Annotated in this window: 8 protein-coding genes; 7 read left to right on the forward strand and 1 reads right to left on the reverse strand. The window is 40.6% G+C overall.

The features are described from left to right. Positions 1-126: 126 nt before the first annotated feature. The 6 genes from J0X13_RS08385 to J0X13_RS08410 are packed head-to-tail and all read left to right on the forward strand — an operon-like array spanning position 127 to position 13,113. Positions 127-3,423 (forward strand): VCBS repeat-containing protein, encoded by a 3,297-nt coding sequence (locus tag J0X13_RS08385; RefSeq protein ID WP_242535681.1) that lies wholly within the window; start codon positions 127-129, stop codon positions 3,421-3,423. After that, the gene (locus tag J0X13_RS08390) at positions 3,420-6,767 is read left to right on the forward strand and encodes a CRTAC1 family protein (RefSeq protein WP_207071006.1); all 3,348 of its coding nucleotides are present in this window, start codon (positions 3,420-3,422) and stop codon (positions 6,765-6,767) included. Before J0X13_RS08385 ends, J0X13_RS08390 begins: the two co-directional genes overlap by 4 nt. Continuing rightward, positions 6,760-9,999: a VCBS repeat-containing protein gene (locus J0X13_RS08395; protein WP_207071007.1), complete on the forward strand. Its 3,240-nt coding sequence runs from the start codon at positions 6,760-6,762 to the stop codon at positions 9,997-9,999. The genes J0X13_RS08390 and J0X13_RS08395 overlap by 8 nt, the downstream gene beginning before the upstream one ends. A 10-nt stretch (positions 10,000-10,009) precedes the next feature. After that, complete coding sequence (locus tag J0X13_RS08400; protein ID WP_207071008.1) at positions 10,010-11,341, forward strand: vanadium-dependent haloperoxidase; 1,332 nt, start codon at positions 10,010-10,012, stop codon at positions 11,339-11,341. A gap of 22 nt (positions 11,342-11,363) precedes the next feature. Beyond that, positions 11,364-12,263 (forward strand): GyrI-like domain-containing protein, encoded by a 900-nt coding sequence (locus J0X13_RS08405; protein ID WP_207071009.1) that lies wholly within the window; start codon positions 11,364-11,366, stop codon positions 12,261-12,263. After that, positions 12,256-13,113 carry an NHL repeat-containing protein gene (locus J0X13_RS08410; protein WP_207071010.1) on the forward strand — a complete coding sequence of 286 codons (858 nt, stop codon included), beginning with the start codon at positions 12,256-12,258 and terminating at the stop codon, positions 13,111-13,113. The genes J0X13_RS08405 and J0X13_RS08410 overlap by 8 nt, the downstream gene beginning before the upstream one ends. On the opposite strand, the gene J0X13_RS08415 is transcribed toward J0X13_RS08410, so the two are convergent. After that, a complete protein-coding gene (locus tag J0X13_RS08415) occupies positions 13,110-16,823 on the reverse strand; it encodes a metallophosphoesterase (protein ID WP_207071011.1) in 3,714 nt (1,237 codons plus the stop codon). The two genes, J0X13_RS08410 and J0X13_RS08415, sit on opposite strands and share 4 nt — an antisense overlap. Before the next feature lie 52 nt (positions 16,824-16,875). Between J0X13_RS08415 and J0X13_RS08420 the strand changes: the two genes are divergently transcribed. Next, positions 16,876-18,066 (forward strand): Pycsar system effector family protein, encoded by a 1,191-nt coding sequence (locus J0X13_RS08420; RefSeq protein ID WP_207071012.1) that lies wholly within the window; start codon positions 16,876-16,878, stop codon positions 18,064-18,066.

Below are 18,066 nucleotides of genomic sequence, written 5' to 3' on the forward strand. Positions count from 1 at the left end.
TCTTTTCTTTTTGACATAACGTTTATTAGTTAATTATTAATCCTTTCTTAGTAAAACATTAATCGTTTTACTACCGGCGTGCAAAAAGTAATTATTTATATTACCTCCTGCTATTGATAAATGAAAATGAGAGCACAACTCTGGATTATTTTCGGATTTCTATTGACCTTGACAGGTTGTACCAAGAACAAATCAAACACACTGTTTGTTCTAAAAGATTCCAACCAAACAGGTATCAAATTTAACAACAGATTAGAGCAGACACCTGAGCTCAATATTCTAAATTATCTATACTTCTATAATGGTGCCGGTGTTGCGGCAGGGGATTTTAATGGCGACGGTTTGGTCGATCTATACTTTACCTCCAACCAAGGAGCGGACAAATTCTATTTGAACCAAGGAGGATTTAATTTCAAAGATGCCACCACCCTATCCAACCTTACCAACAACACAGGCTGGACTACTGGTGTTACGCATGCCGATGTAAACAATGATGGCCTTTTAGACATTTATGTTTGCAAAGTGGGCGACCATGACTCCATTAGGGGACAAAACCTCCTCTATATCAACCAAGGGAACAACGAAGAAGGTATACCCACTTTTAGAGAAGAAGCAGCAACATATGGTTTGGACTTTATCGGGTACTCAACGCAAGCTGCATTTTTTGATTACGATTTGGATGGTGATTTGGATATGTACCTTATGAACCATTCGGTTAACCCCAATCGTTCCTATGGCAAGGGCGGTAAGAGAAAGATTGTTGACTCCATGTCCGGTGACATCCTATACAAGAATCAAAACGGCCAATATATCGACGTCTCCAAAGAAGCAGGAATCTATCAAGGCACCATAGGGTACGGTTTAGGACTGGCCATCAGCGACATTAATAACGATGGTTATCCAGACATCTACATCGGTAATGATTTTTTTGAAAACGATTACTTGTACATAAACCAAAAGGATGGGACATTCAAAGAAATAATATCAAAAGATGACAAAAAGCTTGGTCATACGACCCACTTTTCCATGGGTAACGACATTGCCGACATTAATAATGATGGGCTTTCCGATATTTTGTCATTGGATATGCTTCCAGAAGATCTGGAAACATACAAAACATCCGGATTGGAATATGCCTACCCCGTTTACCAACAATATCTCAAAAATGGTTTTGCACCACAATACATGCAAAACGCGCTTCATTTAAATTTAGACGGTGAAAATTTTGGGGAAATAGCCAATCTAAGTGGTATCGATGCCACAGAATGGTCTTGGGGAGCATTGTTTGCCGATTATGACAACGACGGTTTCAAAGATCTTTTCATCTCCAACGGTATACAAGGGGTTACCAACGATATGGATTACATAAATTACATATCCAATGAAGAGATACAACAAAACATAGAAAAAGGCCTGTCCGATAAGGACATGGAACTCATTGATCGCTTACCAAAGAAAAAAGTACAAAATTACTTTTATCAAAATAAAGGAGGGACCAGTTTCAACAATGTAACAGAGATGTGGGGACCACAGTTAAGTTCCTACAGTAATGGCTGTGCGTATGCAGACTTGGACAACGATGGGGATTTGGATTTGATGGTAAACAATGTTAACCAAGAAGCATTTGTGATGGAGAACACCTTAAAGGGTGGCAATTATATAAAAATCAAATTTTCAGGAAGTCCAAAGAACAAATTCGGTATCGGGGCGAAGGCTATTGTATTCAGCAACAAAGGCAAATCCGTTCAAGAAAACATAACAACCCGTGGATTTATGTCGGCCAAGGACAATAGCTTAAACTTTGGTGTTGGCAAAGACTCAATTATAGATTCCATTCAAATTATATGGCCACAGGGAAAATTCGAGACGTTACGCAAAATAAAGTCCAACCAAGTCTTGCAGGTTTCCCATTCAAACGCTTCAGGGAACTATTTTACGGAACATTTAGCTAAAACAGAGTCTCAGTACCATATTTCAAAAAGCTTGGATTTTGTACATAAAGAGTATCCAACCCTCGATTTTGATAGAAATCCACTCATACCATTCGCCCACTCCAATGAAGGTCCATCAATAGACGTTGCCGACATCAACAAAGATGGACTTGAAGACATATTTATTTGCGGAGGAAAGAAACAGCCTTCAACATTTTTTCTACAAGACAATGAAGGAAATTTCAATATACATCAAAGGGAAGTTTTTGAAGCAGATGCCATTAATGAAGATGTAGATCAAACATTTGCCGATGTAGATAACGATGGTGATTTAGATTTGATAGTAGTTAGTGCAGGAAATGAATTTACCAACGGAAAACCGCTACAGCCAAGGTTATACCGCAACTCCAATGGAGAATTTAAAAAAGAAGATGGGGTGTTCGATGGAATTGAAGTAAATGCATCAAAAGTTGATGCTATGGATTTCGATAAAGATGGAGATTTGGACCTATTCATAGCTTCCAATGCAGTTCCGACAAAGTTTGGTCTAAAAAGCGAACAGTATTTATTGCAAAACGATGGGAATGGTAATTTTAAAGAAGTTACCACCATCTTTGCCCCAGGATTAAAACATATAGGCAACGTAAAAGACTTTGTATGGAAAGACTTGGACAACAACGGTTTTGAAGACCTTATCGTTGCAGGTCATTGGACACCATTGACCATCTTTTTGAACAATGGGGAACAGCTTTTGTCTCAAAAAAATAATGGCCTTGAACATACAAATGGATGGTGGAACGCGATTGAACTTGCCGATTTGGACAATGATGGAGATCTGGATATCCTGGCTGGTAACTGGGGGCTCAACACAAAGTTCAATGCATCAATTGAAAAGCCGGTAACCCTATACATTAACGATTTTGACGACAACGGTTCCATAGAAACCGTTGTAACACATTATCATGGTAACCGGGAAACCGCTTTTGCTTCCAAGGACGAACTTGCCAAGCAAATGCCCTTTTTGAACAAAAAGTTCCTGTTCTATAAAGACTTTGCCAAAGCATCCTTGGAAGAACTATTTGGGGCAGAAAAGTTAACAGAAGCAACAAAAAGGAAAGTGTATATGCTTGGTACTTCGTATTTTGAAAATGATGGCAGTAACAACTTTAAAACAAAGGCATTGCCCCGATTAGTGCAATCCTCTTCGGTAAACGATATTAACTTGGTAAAAAACAGTAAAGAAAAGATTAATGAAATATTAATGGTGGGCAATAATTTTGAGATAAGCACCCAACTTGGTAGATTGGACGCTTCGCACGGATTTTTATTGTCAAATGATGAGAACGGTAATATTGGCTGGAAGCAAAGCCTTGGAATTTCCGGAGCCGCCAGGAAAATTGAAAAAATAAACAACAATGGGAATGATGGTTTCATCATAACGATGAATAATGACGCTCCCATTTTTTTGGTCAAAAAACAGAACGACAAATGAAACTGAGATACATTACACTATACTTTATTTTATTGGCAATTGTCGCTTGTAAAAATAAAGAAGAGAACAAATCGGAAGAGGAAGAAAAGAAAGAGACTCTTTTTACATTACTGAAACCCGAAGAAACAGGTGTTACATTTATCAACAAGGTCGAAAACCAGAAGAACTTCAACATATTTAAATATCGAAACTTTTATAATGGTGGAGGTGTTGCCATTGGTGATATAAACAACGACGGCTTGCAAGATATTTACCTGACAGGGAATATGGAACCCAACAGACTTTATCTGAACAAAGGCGATATGAAGTTTGAGGATATTTCCGAAAAAGCCGGCGTTCTGGGAAACAAACCTTGGTCCACAGGGGTAGTTATGGTCGACATCAACCATGATGGGTTGTTGGACATCTATGTTTGTAATGCAGGAAACATGGAAGGCAACAATCATGACAACGACCTTTACATTAATAATGGTGATTTGACCTTCAGTGAAAAGGCGGAAGAATACAATCTTGCCAAAACAGGATTCACGACACACGCATCGTTCTTTGATTATGACAAGGATGGTGATCTGGATGCATATATACTCAATAACAGTAACATTCCAGTAAGTAGCCTTGGTTATGCGGAACAACGCGAAGTAAGGGCACAGGATTGGGAAGGTGTACCGGATATTTTCAAAGGGGTTGGCGATATGCTCCTAAGAAACGACGATGGCAAATTTGTAGATGTAAGCGAAGATGCTGGAATTTATGGTAGCCTTATCGGTTTTGGTCTTGGAGTAATGGTCACGGATTTCAACGGGGACCTTTATCCCGATATTTATGTTTCCAACGATTTTTATGAAAGGGATTATCTATACATCAATCAAAAAGATGGAACCTTTAACGAAGAAATCAAAGACTGGACCTCCCATTTAAGTCTTTCTGCCATGGGAATCGATATTGCTGATATCAATAACGATGGACACAACGATATATTTATTACCGACATGTTACCGGAAGAGGAACATAGGGTAAAATCCGTAATGGAATTTGAGGGGTATAATATTTTTGACCTGAAACAAAGCAAGGATTTTGGTCAGCAGTATATCCAGAATACCCTTCAGCTCAACAATGGTAATGGCACATTCTCCGAAGTGGCCTATTACAGCGGTATTGATGCTACCGATTGGAGCTGGGCAGGGCTTATGTTCGACATGGACAATGATGGACTTAAAGATATATTCATCACCAACGGGATTAACCATGATCTTACGGATTTGGACTTTGTTGACTTTTTTGCGAACGAAATCGTTCAAAAAATGGCATTGACCGGTAAAAAGGAGTCCATTGATTCGATTATAAGCAAAATGCCCATTAAGCCCCAGCCCAACTACGCTTACAAAAACAACGGGGATATTTCCTTTAAAAATGCAAACAAGGAATGGGGGTTCGACCTTCCTTCCCGTTCCAATGGGGCCGCCTATGCCGATTTGGACAACGATGGTGACCTGGATTTGGTAATCAACAATGTAAATACACCTGCATTTATCTATAAAAACAATACAGACTCCCAGTTGAACAACAACTATATTCAACTCAAGTTTAAAGGGCCCGAAACGAATCCATTTGCTGTGGGCACCCTGGCAAAGCTTTATTTTGATGGCAATATTGTAAACCAAGAGTTGATCCCATCCCGAGGCTTCCAGTCTTCAATTCAATACGATATGACCTTTGGATTGGGAAAAACCAACACATTGGACTCCATTCGCATTGTATGGCCGGACAATCTCACTCAAAAATTGGAAAATGTTGAATCCAATCAAGTATTGACCATTGATCACTCCAATGCAACAGAGACCTATACAATACCCAAAAAGGAAGCTAAAAAATCTTTCTTAAAAGAGTTGGAAACCAAGGTGGTCTCAGCGCACAAGGAGGATAACTACAACGATTTTGACTACGAAGGCCTGATTGCGCACAAGCTTTCACAAGAAGGGCCTTCTCTGGCCATTGCCGATGTAAATGGTGATGGAAACGAAGATTTCTTTATTGGTGGGGCAAAAGATCAGCCCGGCACCTTATACCTGCATCGTGGAAATGGAAACATATCTTCGAAAAAAACAGCTGCTTTTGATGAGGATAAAGCACATGAAGACGTAGCAGCAGCCTTTTTTGATGCTGACGGGGATGGCGACCTTGATTTGGTTGTAGGTTCAGGAGGTAACAATGTTGGCATGCAGCGCAATTACAGGGCGCGGTTGTATTTAAACGATGGAAACGGGAATTTTTCCAAGGCCAAAACCGAACTGCCATCAACATTTAAAAACATTGCTACCATATCTCCCTCCGATTTTGACGATGATGGTGATGTAGACCTCTTTATCGGTTCGCGAAGTGTAGTGGGTGTTTATGGCATATCACCGGACCATCTACTATTGGAAAACATGGGAGACGGCACCTTTAACAACGTAACGGAACGATTGGGCTACGACTTGAAGAACGCTGGTATGGTAACCGATTCCAAATGGGAAGATATGGATGGGGATGGCAAAAAAGACCTGATCGTAACCGCTGAATGGGATACTCCTAAAATTTACAAGAACACAGGAAGAAGGTTAACAAAACTGACGAGCTCTCTGGACAGTCTTTACGGGTGGTGGAATACCGTGGAAACAGCTGACCTTGATGGTGATGGTGACCAAGACCTGATTTTAGGGAACCAAGGGCTTAATCTTCACTATAAGCCAACGGAGGATGCTCCAATGAAAATGTACATCAACGACTACGATAACAACGGTACCATCGAGCAGATCATGACCATGCAAGAAAACGGTGGTGATTATCCCATTCATCAAAAAAGGGAGCTTACCGATCAATTGCCATCGCTCAAAAAGCAAAACCTAAAGGCATCGGATTATGCCCACCGAACCATTCACCAACTTTTTCCAAAAGAAGTAATGGACAAATCCATTGTAAAGAAAGTGGAGACCTCGGCATCGGTTATTGCCATAAACGAAGGTGGCGGTAAATTCACCATTAAAAACCTACCTCCCAGGGTCCAACTTTCCTGTGTATGTGACATCACCTGTACAGATGTCAACAAGGACGGTAATTTGGATTTGATCATGGCCGGTAACAATTACGAATTTAAACCTCAGTTCTCACGCTTGGATGCAAGCCAAGGAAACGTGCTGTTAGGGGATGGCAATTTAGGTTTTGAATGGCAAGATTACGAAACCAGTGGTTTCAAAATCAGGGAAGAAGTAAAATACCTAAAACAGTTCAAGGACAAAAATGGTAAAACATACGTTATTGCCGCAATTAACAACAACAAACCAAAGATTTTCACCTTAAATGAATAGGTTGCTCATCATATTATTTACAATATCCCTTGCTGTTTCCTGCAAAAAGGGAGGAAGTCTTTTTGAAAATCCAGACCCCGAAAAAACCGGCGTGGATTTTACCAATACGCTCACGACCACGGAGAATTTGAGTATTCTGGACTACCTCTATTTTTATAATGGAGGAGGTGTTTCCATTGGCGACATCAACAACGATGGATTACCGGATATCTTCTTTACCGGGAACCAAGTCAAAAACAAGTTATATCTGAACAAAGGCAACCTCAAATTTGAGGATATAACCAGCGCTGCAGGAGTTGAAGGCAATAGCAGTTGGAATACGGGAACAACAATGGCCGATGTAAACGGTGACGGCCTTTTGGATATTTACGTTTGTGCAGTGGTCGGTATAAATGGGTTCAACGGATTTAATGAATTATACATTAACAACGGGGACAATACTTTTACCGAAAGTGCGGCTAAATATGGTTTGGACTTCGATTCTTACAGTTCCAATGCAGCTTTCTTTGATTATGATTTGGATGGAGACCTGGACCTTTATCTCCTAAACCATGCCGTACACACCCAAAATTCTTTTGGACGTTATGACCTTAGATTTGAACGCCGTTACGAAACGGGAGATAAACTGTTGCGCAATGATGACGGTAGATTTACGGATGTAAGCGAAGAAGCCGGCATTTATGGTGGTGTAAATGGATACGGTCTGGGGTTGGCCGTTTCCGATTTTAACCAAGATGGATATCCTGATATTTATGTAGGCAACGACTTTCACGAAGACGATTATTATTATCTGAATAATGGCGATGGTACTTTCACCGAAAGCCTTAAACAATACTTTGGGCATACGTCAAGATTTTCAATGGGCAGCGATGTAGCCGACATCAATAATGACGGGCGACCTGATTTTCTTTCATTGGATATGTTACCGGAAGACGAAGTAGCATTAAAATCTTCCGAGGGGGACGATAACATCCAAACACAAAAAATGAGGATAGACCGTTTTGGATATCATTATCAGTTCACGCGCAACATGTTGTTTATAAACCAACCGGACGGCAATTTTATGGAAACCGCTTTAATGAGCGGCATTGCTGCCACCGATTGGAGTTGGAGTGCCCTTTTCGGCGATTACGATCTCGATGGCCAACAAGATGTATTTATTTCCAATGGTATTCCCAAAAGACCGAACGACCTGGATTTCATCAAGTTTGTTTCTAATGAGCAAATCCAACAAAAAATGGACAATACCAAGCTTGTGGATCAAAAGGCTTTGGATTTAATGCCTTCCGGCAGTGTTCACAACTATGTTTTTAAAGGGAGCAAGGAACTGCGATTCGAAGACATGTCCAACAAGTGGATCACAAGGGACACTTTGATTTCCGGAGCTACCGCAATGGCCGACCTTGATGGTGATGGTGACCTGGACCTTGTAACCAACAACATCAACCAGCCAGCCTCTTTATACATTAATAAAACAAATGACAAAGGAAATTACCTGAAGCTAAAATTTGAATACACTAAAAAGAATACCCAGGGAATCGGAACCAAGGTGTATTCCTATGTAAATGGAGGCCTCCAGTTCAAGGAACTTTTTCCAACCCGTGGTTTTCAGGCATCTTCCGAACCAATGGTACATTTTGGATATCAAAATGTGGAAGAGGTGGATTCCATAAAAATCATATGGCCGAACAAAACCTATCAAGTTTTAAAAAATGTTCCTGTAAACCAAACCCTGACCATTGAACCCAAAAACACGAAACCTTTTGATTATAAATCGCTGCATGCACCTAAAAAATCACTTTTTAGCCCAGTACCCAATAATTTAGGATTGGACTTTACCCATGTAGAGGATAACTATACCGATTTTAACCGTGAGAAACTGATTCCTTATCAAATTTCGGATAGAGGACCCGCTCTTGCCATCGGTGATTTGAATGGAGATGGAAAAGAAGATATATTTTTAGGAGGGTCCAAATACAAGTCATCACAAATCTATGTACAGCAAGATTCCATATTTGTGAATCAAAAATTGGACAGCATCCAAAAGGATTCCATTCGGGAAAACGTTTCGGCAACCATTGCCGACTTTAACAACGACGGACAGGATGACATGATCATCACTTCTGGAGGGGGAGATTTTTTTGGAAAAGCAACTCCATTATTGGATGCTTATTATGTTCAAAAAGACACTGCATTCGCTAAAGCGGAATTACCAGAGCTCTATCAGAACTCATCTGTAGTAAGGCCATTTGATTTTGATAATGATGGAGACTTGGATGTGTTCATTGGAGGGCACACCATTACAGCCAAATTTGGAAAACCAGCTTCTTCATATGTGTTGGAAAATGATGGTGGCCTATTTAAAGAAAACGAAAGTTTTATTACCCTGGGCAAAGGCATGGTTACCGACGCCATTTGGAGCGACTTTAATGGAGATGGCACCGCAGATTTAATTGTAATCGGAGAATGGATGTCCCCCAAGTTTTTTAAGAACCAAAACGGTACTTTTTCAGAGGTGGAGCAAGTCAATATTCCCGGTCTTTGGCAAACCATCGAGGCTTTTGATATAGATAAGGATGGTGACATGGATTACCTCGTTGGCAATTGGGGAACCAATTCCAAGTTCAAGGCCTCCCAAGAACACCCGATGATATTATATTTCAACGATTTTGATGAGAACGGCCAAACGGAAACAGTAACTGTCATGGAAAAAAATGGTGAATACTACCCTTTGGAGACATTGGACGGCCTTGCATCACAAATGGTTTACCTTAAAAAGAAATACAACACCTATAAGGCATTTGCCGGAAGCACTGTGGAAGAGATATTCGGGGAGGATATCTTGGAAGCATCCGAAAAATTGGAAGTGAATACCCTAAAATCAGGTTATTTAAAAAACGATAATGGTAATTTTGTTTTTGTTCCCTTTAAGAACGAACTCCAGGTCTCCCCTATTATGTCCTTTGTTGTGGACGATTTTGATGGTGATGGCAATACCGAAGTACTGGTTGGGGGCAATTATTTTGGTGTAAAACCTTATCACGGAAGACTGGATTCATTTCCAGGAGCCCTACTGAAAAATGAAAATAACATTGTTTTAGGCAATCAGTTGGGACTGGATTTCAGCAAAAAATCCATTCGACACTTAAAAACAATCACGCTTAACAATCAGAAATATTTGTTGGCGATATTCAATAATGATAAAGCACAAGTCTATAAAATCAATAAGTAATAGAAAGGCCATGAAAAAAAAAATAAGTTTAATCGCAGCACTGCTATTGGTCCTGGCATCATGTCAAAAAAAACAGGAACCTATAGAAATCACTCCTGAAGAATTCCATGCCTCTGTGGACAAGGTCATTGAAGTGATGATACATGACATATTCTCACCACCTGTGGCGAGTAGAATATTTGCCTACCCAAATATTGCCGCTTATGAGATTGTAGCCAAGAAAAACGACAACTACAAATCCCTGGCCGGGCAGGTAACAGGTCTGGAAAGCATTCCAGACCCCAAAAACACGGAAAACATCAATTATGAAATGGCTGCGCTAATAGCACACATCGACTTAAATAAAAGGTTGATCTTTTCCGAAGAAAGAATTGAAACTTTCCGAGACAGTCTTTATACCGTTTGGATGGAACAGAACGAACCCGTTTTTAACGCCTCCAAAGCATATGGTTTGGAAGTCGCTGATTTTATAGGTGAATGGATGGACAAGGACAACTACAAAGAAACACGTACCATGCCCAAATTTACCGTTGATTCGGAGGATCCATCGCGTTGGCAGCCCACACCTCCTGCCTATATGAACGGTATTGAGCCACATTGGGAAAAAATACGTCCTTTTGCGATTGATTCTGCACAGCAATTTAAGCCAATTCCACCACCAGAATTCTCTATGGAAAAGGATTCCAAATTTTACCAAGAGGTGATGGAGGTTTATGAAGTGCGAAAGAGCATGATCGGTAAGGGTGATAAGTCGGATGAAATAGCCATTGCCCAGTTTTGGGACTGTAACCCCTATGTTTCGGTTACCCGTGGACACCTAATGTTCGCTACTAAAAAGATTACTCCCGGTGCCCACTGGATCGGTATTACCAAAATCGCCTCAAGAAAAACAGATGCCGATTTTGCAAAAACGGTATATGCTTACACCAAAACTTCCATAGCGATAGCTGACGCATTTATAAGTTGTTGGGACGAAAAATATCGAAGTAATCTAATTCGACCAGAAACTGTAATTAACGAATATATCGACGATAGTTGGGAGCCCGTATTGCAAACGCCACCATTCCCTGAATACACCAGCGGACATAGTGTAGTATCCGGTGCAGCGGCCATTGCCCTAACGGATATCTTTGGAGACAACTTTGCCTTTGATGACGATACAGAAGTAGCCTATGGTTTACCGGTACGTTCCTATAACTCCTTTAACGAAGCATCCGATGAGGCTGCCTTAAGTAGAATGTACGGTGGTATCCATTACCGCGCGGCCATTGAGGTCGGAATTAAACAAGGCCGTGATCTTGGAAAATTTGTGGTGGATAAATTGGACATGACAAAAGGCTAATCCGTATTTTTGCTCCTTAGTTATGAGGAAGATTATTTCAATAATCCTAGCCATTGTGGTAGGAGTGATTTTGTGGTACCTTTTTTTAAAGCCTCAAGATTATCAGGTTAATTTTAAGGCCAAGGCAATTCCAGGCACCATATTCGAATCCGTAAAGGCATGGAACAAGGGCTTTGATTCTATTGTACCTGTAGATTACATAAGCCCAAGCCATTTTAAGCAGACCATCTTCGTGAACGATTCCGTTCATGAATACGAATGGGAAATAAAACCGGTTCACGATTCCTTGAGTGAGGTTCAGGTAAACATAAAAGACCTGGACCACTCAATTAACAACCGTTTGGCAGTCCCTTTTTCGGATACCGATTTTGAAATAGGCTCCCGAAAATTGCTTCTGGATTTTAATGATTTTCTCAACGAACACATCAAAGGTTTCAATGTGACCATTGAAGGGGAAGAAGAAACTTTCTCTTCATTTTGTGCCTGTGTTCAACTTACAACATCACCAGAAGACAAAGCAAAGGGCATGATGGCCAATTACAACTTTCTTAATGCTATACTTTTGGAGAAACAAATTAAATTGAACGGCCCTCCATTTGTGGAAGTATTGGATTGGGATTTGGAAAACAACAGCCTCACTTATAATTTTTGCAACCCCATTATTCGCTCCGAAAGACTTCCCGACCATCCGGACATTGAATACAAACGCATCTTTGGCAAAAATGCCATTAAAGCTATTTATCACGGAAACTATATAACTTCGGACCGAGCATGGTATGCTATTATGGACTATGCGAAAGAAAATAATATCGCCATAGAGAAAAAACCCATTGAAGTTTTCTACAATAACCCAAATATGGGTGGAAACGAATTGGAGTGGACAACCGAAGTATTCATGCCCATAAAGGAATCCGATGAATAAACTTGTCCTAATTTCTTTACTGATAGTAGCACAGGCCTGTGCCCAAAAAACATATTTGGGAAAACTGGACCAGTTAGGCAAATTCCCATCAAAACTTAAGGAAGTCTCCGGAATGGACGTCACCAAGGATGGCGAAATATGGGTCATTGAAGATAGCGGCAATAAGGACAAAATATATAGGGTAGATAAGGATGGTGATATCAAGGAGTCATTAAAAATAGATCATGCCAAAAACAAGGACTGGGAAGATTTGACCTTGGACAATGACGGCAATCTGTACATTGGTGATTTTGGGAATAATGATAATGAGCGCGAAGATTTGGTCATCTATAAGATTCCTGAAGATGAAATGGACAAAAAAGAGCCCAATGCCGACAAAATTGAATTCAAATACCCGCAGCAAAATGATTTTCCCCCACAAAAGGACAGTCTGTATTTTGACACTGAAGGCTTTTTCCATCTAAACGACCATCTATACATCTTTACAAAAAACAGAACCAGGCCTTACTCCGGAAAAACGTTGATTTATAGAGTACCCGATCAGGAGGGAGATTACGAAGCCGAATTTTTGGGCTCCCTATTTCTATGTGCGGATCAAGACCATTGCTCCGTAACAAGTGCTGATATTGCTCCGGATGGAAAAACCATTGCTTTATTGAGTTATGGATTTGTTTTTTTGCTCACTGATTTTGAAGCTCCGGATTTTACGAAGTCATCGATTAAAATCATTGATCTAAACACTGATACCCAAATTGAATCGGTGTGTTTTGCAGGCAACGGAACCCTTCTTATTGCCGATGAGCAAAATAGGTATGGAGGTAGAAAGCTTTACGAATTCATACTTAATTAGAAGCCAAATCCCAGTCCAAAAGCAAACCTTAGACCATCGGTGCTATTGAACAACCCAAAGTTGGCGGAGAGTATATCTGCTCCGTTCAAGAAAAACCCGCCCCCGTAGGAATTGTGCCATTTATCGGAATCCTCGCCAGGGTACCAAACACGGCCATAATCGAACCCTCCGTAAATTCCGGGATTCACTGGCATAAGCCCTGTTTTTACTCCTCTAAAGCTATATCTAAGGTCCGTGTTTTGAAAATAGGCCGTTTTACCTGTAAACCGTTGAAACCTAAACCCACGAAGCCCATTATCTCCTCCTATGCTGGCAGCTTGATAAAATTCATATCCATTTCCTATGGTGAAATGACCTTTAAGTTTTGTTGCAAAAACCAGGCGACCATCAGCTGTAAGTTTATGGTCCATGGAAAATGATGGGACTACGTACCCAAAAGATCTTGAAGAATCATCCAGATTGGTTTTAAAACCGCCTTCTAAGCTGAACGCCATTCCCAAAGTTGGAAATGCTTCACTATCCGTGTTTGAATAGGTGTATTCCCCATCGATTCCGAAAAAACTCAAATGGTTTTCCTCACCGTTTTCCAGATAAAACTCGTTGATGAACCTATTTTGGGTTTCCTCGATCTCAATGTTTTCATAGGCCACACCCATTCGAACCTTAGAACCATAAAAGCCTCTCCAAACCAATGAGGGTGCCAATTTTAGGGTTCGTATACGAACCCTGTTATAATCCAATTCCAATGGTTCTTCGTCATCGTTGTTCACTGTCTCATTCCCAAATCCGAAAAAGTTCCGTGTAAAGTTGGGGCTTGTAAACCTCGCATGGACCTCTAGGTTCACCTTGTTGAGCACATGGGCAAACTCACCCTTGTACCCTAAATCAAACCCGTTTGTGGCAAAGTAATAGGCCGCATTAAATGTATGTTGTTGCGTAAATGGATTTTTCCTGAATCCATTAAATGTGTAGGTATTGGTTAAACCAAGCCTAACCCCATCATCTGGATTAAACCCAATGGTGGGCACCACTTGGTTGTTGCTTGCCTTGATATTCAAAAACTCGTAGGTATTGGTATCGTAGTCGTTTATTAAATTAATATTGCCACCATAAGCCTCTTCCAGGGTATTCTTCTTCGACTTAAAGTCGTAGACCCATAGTTTTTTTGAGTTTTCGGATATTTTGTAAATGTCATTGTTCTGACCCCCGACAATGCGGACTTTTATTTTTGAAGTTTCCGTATTGGCCTCAAAAACATCATCATCATCCAGGCCATAAATCCAAATCTCCTTGGTATCATCGGGACTATATACTTTGTTGAAAAACAAATCCGTATAATCCCCACCTTTTATACGGTAAGCCCTCACCTCAACATCGCCATTTGGCAATGAGACTATATTGAAATAGTCATCTTTGTCGGTCCCGGCAATTACACTGTACTTGTTCAAAATAGCGTAATATTCCTGCGCTGTTTCAACCAAGTTTTCCTTTCGGGCCAAAAGTATGTTCTTGATTTCCGTCAAGGTTTCATCCCTCACCTCTTCCGGAAAGGCTAAAAAAGCATCATCAATAATATCTCCATTTAAGTTTTCCTGAATGAATTTGGCTTGATCTACCCACATTTGCATATCGGTTTCGGATAGCAGGGCCATATCCAAAGCAAAAGTTCGTGGTGAGGATGTAAATCCTTTTACACTTCTTATTTCTTTATGAAAGCCTTCAAAAATACGAAGGGAAGGAACCGCTCTCGATCCAAAATTCATGATAAGGCCGTCTCCCCATCGGGAAAACACTTGATCCCTATCCCGAGCAATGGGTTTGTATACCTTGTTCCCGTTCTCCATTTCAAATTCGGCCCAACGCCATTGGTCCACGTGCCTATCCCAATCGCCGATCAAAATATCGAACAAACGGGCCTTTACATATTCCTTTTGGTCAATACTGTACTCCTCATCTTCACGGAGTTTATCCATAAGGTCGTACGTACTCTCAATCTTCTTGGTATACCCGAAGCTTTTCAGGTTATCATGATCATCGGAAACATGCTCCTCTATCATGTACAATCCATCACCAAACTCTTTGTTGAAATCGCCCAGAACGGACTGTTTGGGCACATAATATAGCTTGGGGTTCGTATGGTACATCCCAAGTGCTCTGGAAAGTCTGTCAATAGTAAAGGGAGCATAAGGATGTGCCCCTGTATAAATGTCCAACAATAATCTTTCGGTGTAAGTATCCTCGAACTTACCGACAATGTACTGTTCTTGAAAAGCAATGGACTGAAGGTATCTTTCAGCACTTTTTCGTAGACCTCTCATCACGTATTCCCTACCATCCTTATCGGCCAAACGTAAGGAGTTGGATTGATTTCCGCCTCCTTTCCGAACAACCGTTAGCCCTCCTAAAAGAGTATCCAACCGGACCGTAGGGGCTTTTACTTTGGTTCCGTAATATTTTCTGTACCGTTCTCCCCACAACCATTTGTGAAACCCACTTTTTTCAATTTCCTCGGGCTCATAAACCGAAGCCATTTTATACGGGGGAAAATCATCAGGTAGCTCAACTTTCTTGTTAGACCTATCCGGTGGCAGCACTTCCGTTTGATACAGCATGGTAGCCGAATCGGCGGTGGTTCCATAAAACGCTACTTGCGAGGAGCCATCCGTAAATACCTTTAAAATTGCATATCCATTTCTTCCCGTGGAAAATTTACTTCCGTTCAACAGTCGGGTCGCTCCTGTTTTTGCTCCGGAACCACTTACGATTTGAGGCTTACCATATTCCTCGATGTATTGGAGGGTATGTTCGTGCCCGGATGCAAAGATGATCTTATCTGAATATTGGGAGAGCGTAACAATTCTGTTCCTAAGTTCATCATACCTTTTGTTGGAAAGATCTTCGGAGGTGGCGCCAGAAGTTTTTCTCAGTAGATTGATGGCTGCACCTAAAACGGGCATGGGCACTTGGCCACCATTGGGGTAGATTCCTTGTTTAAAAGAGAACTGCCCGCCGTGTGAGCCATAGGAAAACATGGGATGGTGCATGGCGAGCACAACCGTTTTGTCCCTATTTTTCTTTATGATACTCTCGAGTTCTTCAAAAAAGCGGCTTCTGGTCTTAATCTCGCACTCGTCATTAATAGTTGGGTGCTTATCCCAATTAACAAGGTACCACTCCGTATCTATAGCAACGACCAATACGTTGTCATTGATTTCTATTTCCTCGATTGGACAACCATTTTCGGGCTGAAAAGCATCATTGTTGTCCAATACATCCTCCACATATTCCTCCTCGCGTTTCAACCCTTTAAGACCATCGGTATACCAATCATGATTGCCAGGAATAAAAAGCTTTTCACCCTTAAAGTGCTCCAAAGTACTCAATTGGGCATCCAAATGGTTTTTGGCCTCCAAATAGGCAATGGTGGAATCCTTTTTGTCTGGCAGACCTGCCGGGTAAATATTATCTCCCAAAAAAATGGTGGTGCTATTGGCATCTGCATCGTCCAAAACTTTTTTAAACGCTTTTAATGTGGGATTTAAATCTCCCATCGGGGATTTACCTGCATCACCGATCAAATAAAAGGTGTGTTCAACCTCCCTATCATCCGAAGCGGGATAAACAGAAAAAGGCTCTGCATATTTGGTTTCGTAGGTAGCGCAACCTGAGGCCAAGACAATCAAAAAGACCAACAAATAATGTTTCTTCATATCCACGAGGTTGATTCCAAATTTTGTAATTTGGATGTTCTAATTTGGAATTATGTCGGAAATTGTTGAGAAAACTAAACACTTTGTTTCTGAGTTGTTAACGGAAAAACTGGACCCCAGATTTTTGTACCACAACTTGCGACATACCCAACGAGTAGTCAAAAGTACTAAAGAATTGCTCAATTATTACAACTTGGAGGAGGTTGAAAACGAGCGGTTATTGTTAGCAGCTTGGTTTCATGATGTGGGCCATATAAAAGGCTGTAAGGACCATGAAGAAAGCAGTTGTGAAATTGCAACTGATTTTCTTAAAAAAAATGGCTACGACCCAAAAGGAATCGAAGACATATGCTCTTTGATCTTGGCAACCAAAATGTACCATGAGCCCACTGATCTTAAAGAAAGTATTATTCGTGATGCCGACGTATCCCACTTTGCAAAAAAGAGTTACTGGGAAACAACGGATTTTTTAAAGGAGGAACTCAAAGAACTTGGCGTTGCGGATTATTCATCAAAAAAATGGCGGGACAAGAACATTAAAATGTTTCGCAATCATTTTTTCTATACCGATTATGCCAAGGAGCAATGGGAAGAGGGCAAACAAAAAAATTTAAAGCAGCTCCTAAAGGATAAAAAGGCCGAGAAGAAAATCGCCAAAAAAGAAGCGCTAAAAGCTAAGTACAAGAGTGAAAGTCCGGACAGGAGCGTTCAAACTTTGTATAGGGTCACCTTAAGAAACCATCTTAAACTTAGTGATATTGCCGACACCAAAGCAAACATATTACTGTCCGTAAATGCCATTATAATTTCTTTGGTCTTGGCCAATTTGCTTACCAAGTTGGACAATCCCACAAATACCTACATGATTTATCCTACTTTTATATTGATCCTGTTCAGTGTGGTTTCCATGGTGCTATCGGTTTTGGCCACTCGACCCAACATTACAACTGGTAAATTCACCAAAGAAGACATAGAGAAAAGAAGAGTAAACCTTTTGTTTTTCGGCAACTTCCATCAAATGGGTTTAGAAGAATACCAATCGGCGGTACAAGAACTGGTAAAGGACAAAGACTATGTGTACTCCTCGCTGACCAAGGACCTCTATTATTTAGGTATTGTTTTGAACAGAAAATATAAGATATTGCGTTTGACCTACAACATTTTCATGTTGGGCATCATTATATCGGTTATTGCTTTTGGGATTGCCTTTCGCTTTTTTGGACCTGAAAGATTGATTTTTTAA

The sequence above is a fragment of the [Muricauda] lutisoli (nom. illeg.) genome, from assembly GCF_017313105.1.
In the GTDB taxonomy this organism is placed as follows: Bacteria; Bacteroidota; Bacteroidia; order Flavobacteriales; family Flavobacteriaceae; genus Flagellimonas; species Flagellimonas lutisoli.

Coding starts and splice junctions, on each gene's coding strand:
- J0X13_RS08385 (WP_242535681.1), top strand. CDS start 127: ATGAGAGCACAACTCTGGATTATTTTCGGATTTCTATTGACCTTGACA.
- J0X13_RS08390 (WP_207071006.1), top strand. CDS start 3,420: ATGAAACTGAGATACATTACACTATACTTTATTTTATTGGCAATTGTC.
- J0X13_RS08395 (WP_207071007.1), top strand. CDS start 6,760: ATGAATAGGTTGCTCATCATATTATTTACAATATCCCTTGCTGTTTCC.
- J0X13_RS08400 (WP_207071008.1), top strand. CDS start 10,010: ATGAAAAAAAAAATAAGTTTAATCGCAGCACTGCTATTGGTCCTGGCA.
- J0X13_RS08405 (WP_207071009.1), top strand. CDS start 11,364: ATGAGGAAGATTATTTCAATAATCCTAGCCATTGTGGTAGGAGTGATT.
- J0X13_RS08410 (WP_207071010.1), top strand. CDS start 12,256: ATGAATAAACTTGTCCTAATTTCTTTACTGATAGTAGCACAGGCCTGT.
- J0X13_RS08415 (WP_207071011.1), bottom strand. CDS start 16,823: ATGAAGAAACATTATTTGTTGGTCTTTTTGATTGTCTTGGCCTCAGGT.
- J0X13_RS08420 (WP_207071012.1), top strand. CDS start 16,876: ATGTCGGAAATTGTTGAGAAAACTAAACACTTTGTTTCTGAGTTGTTA.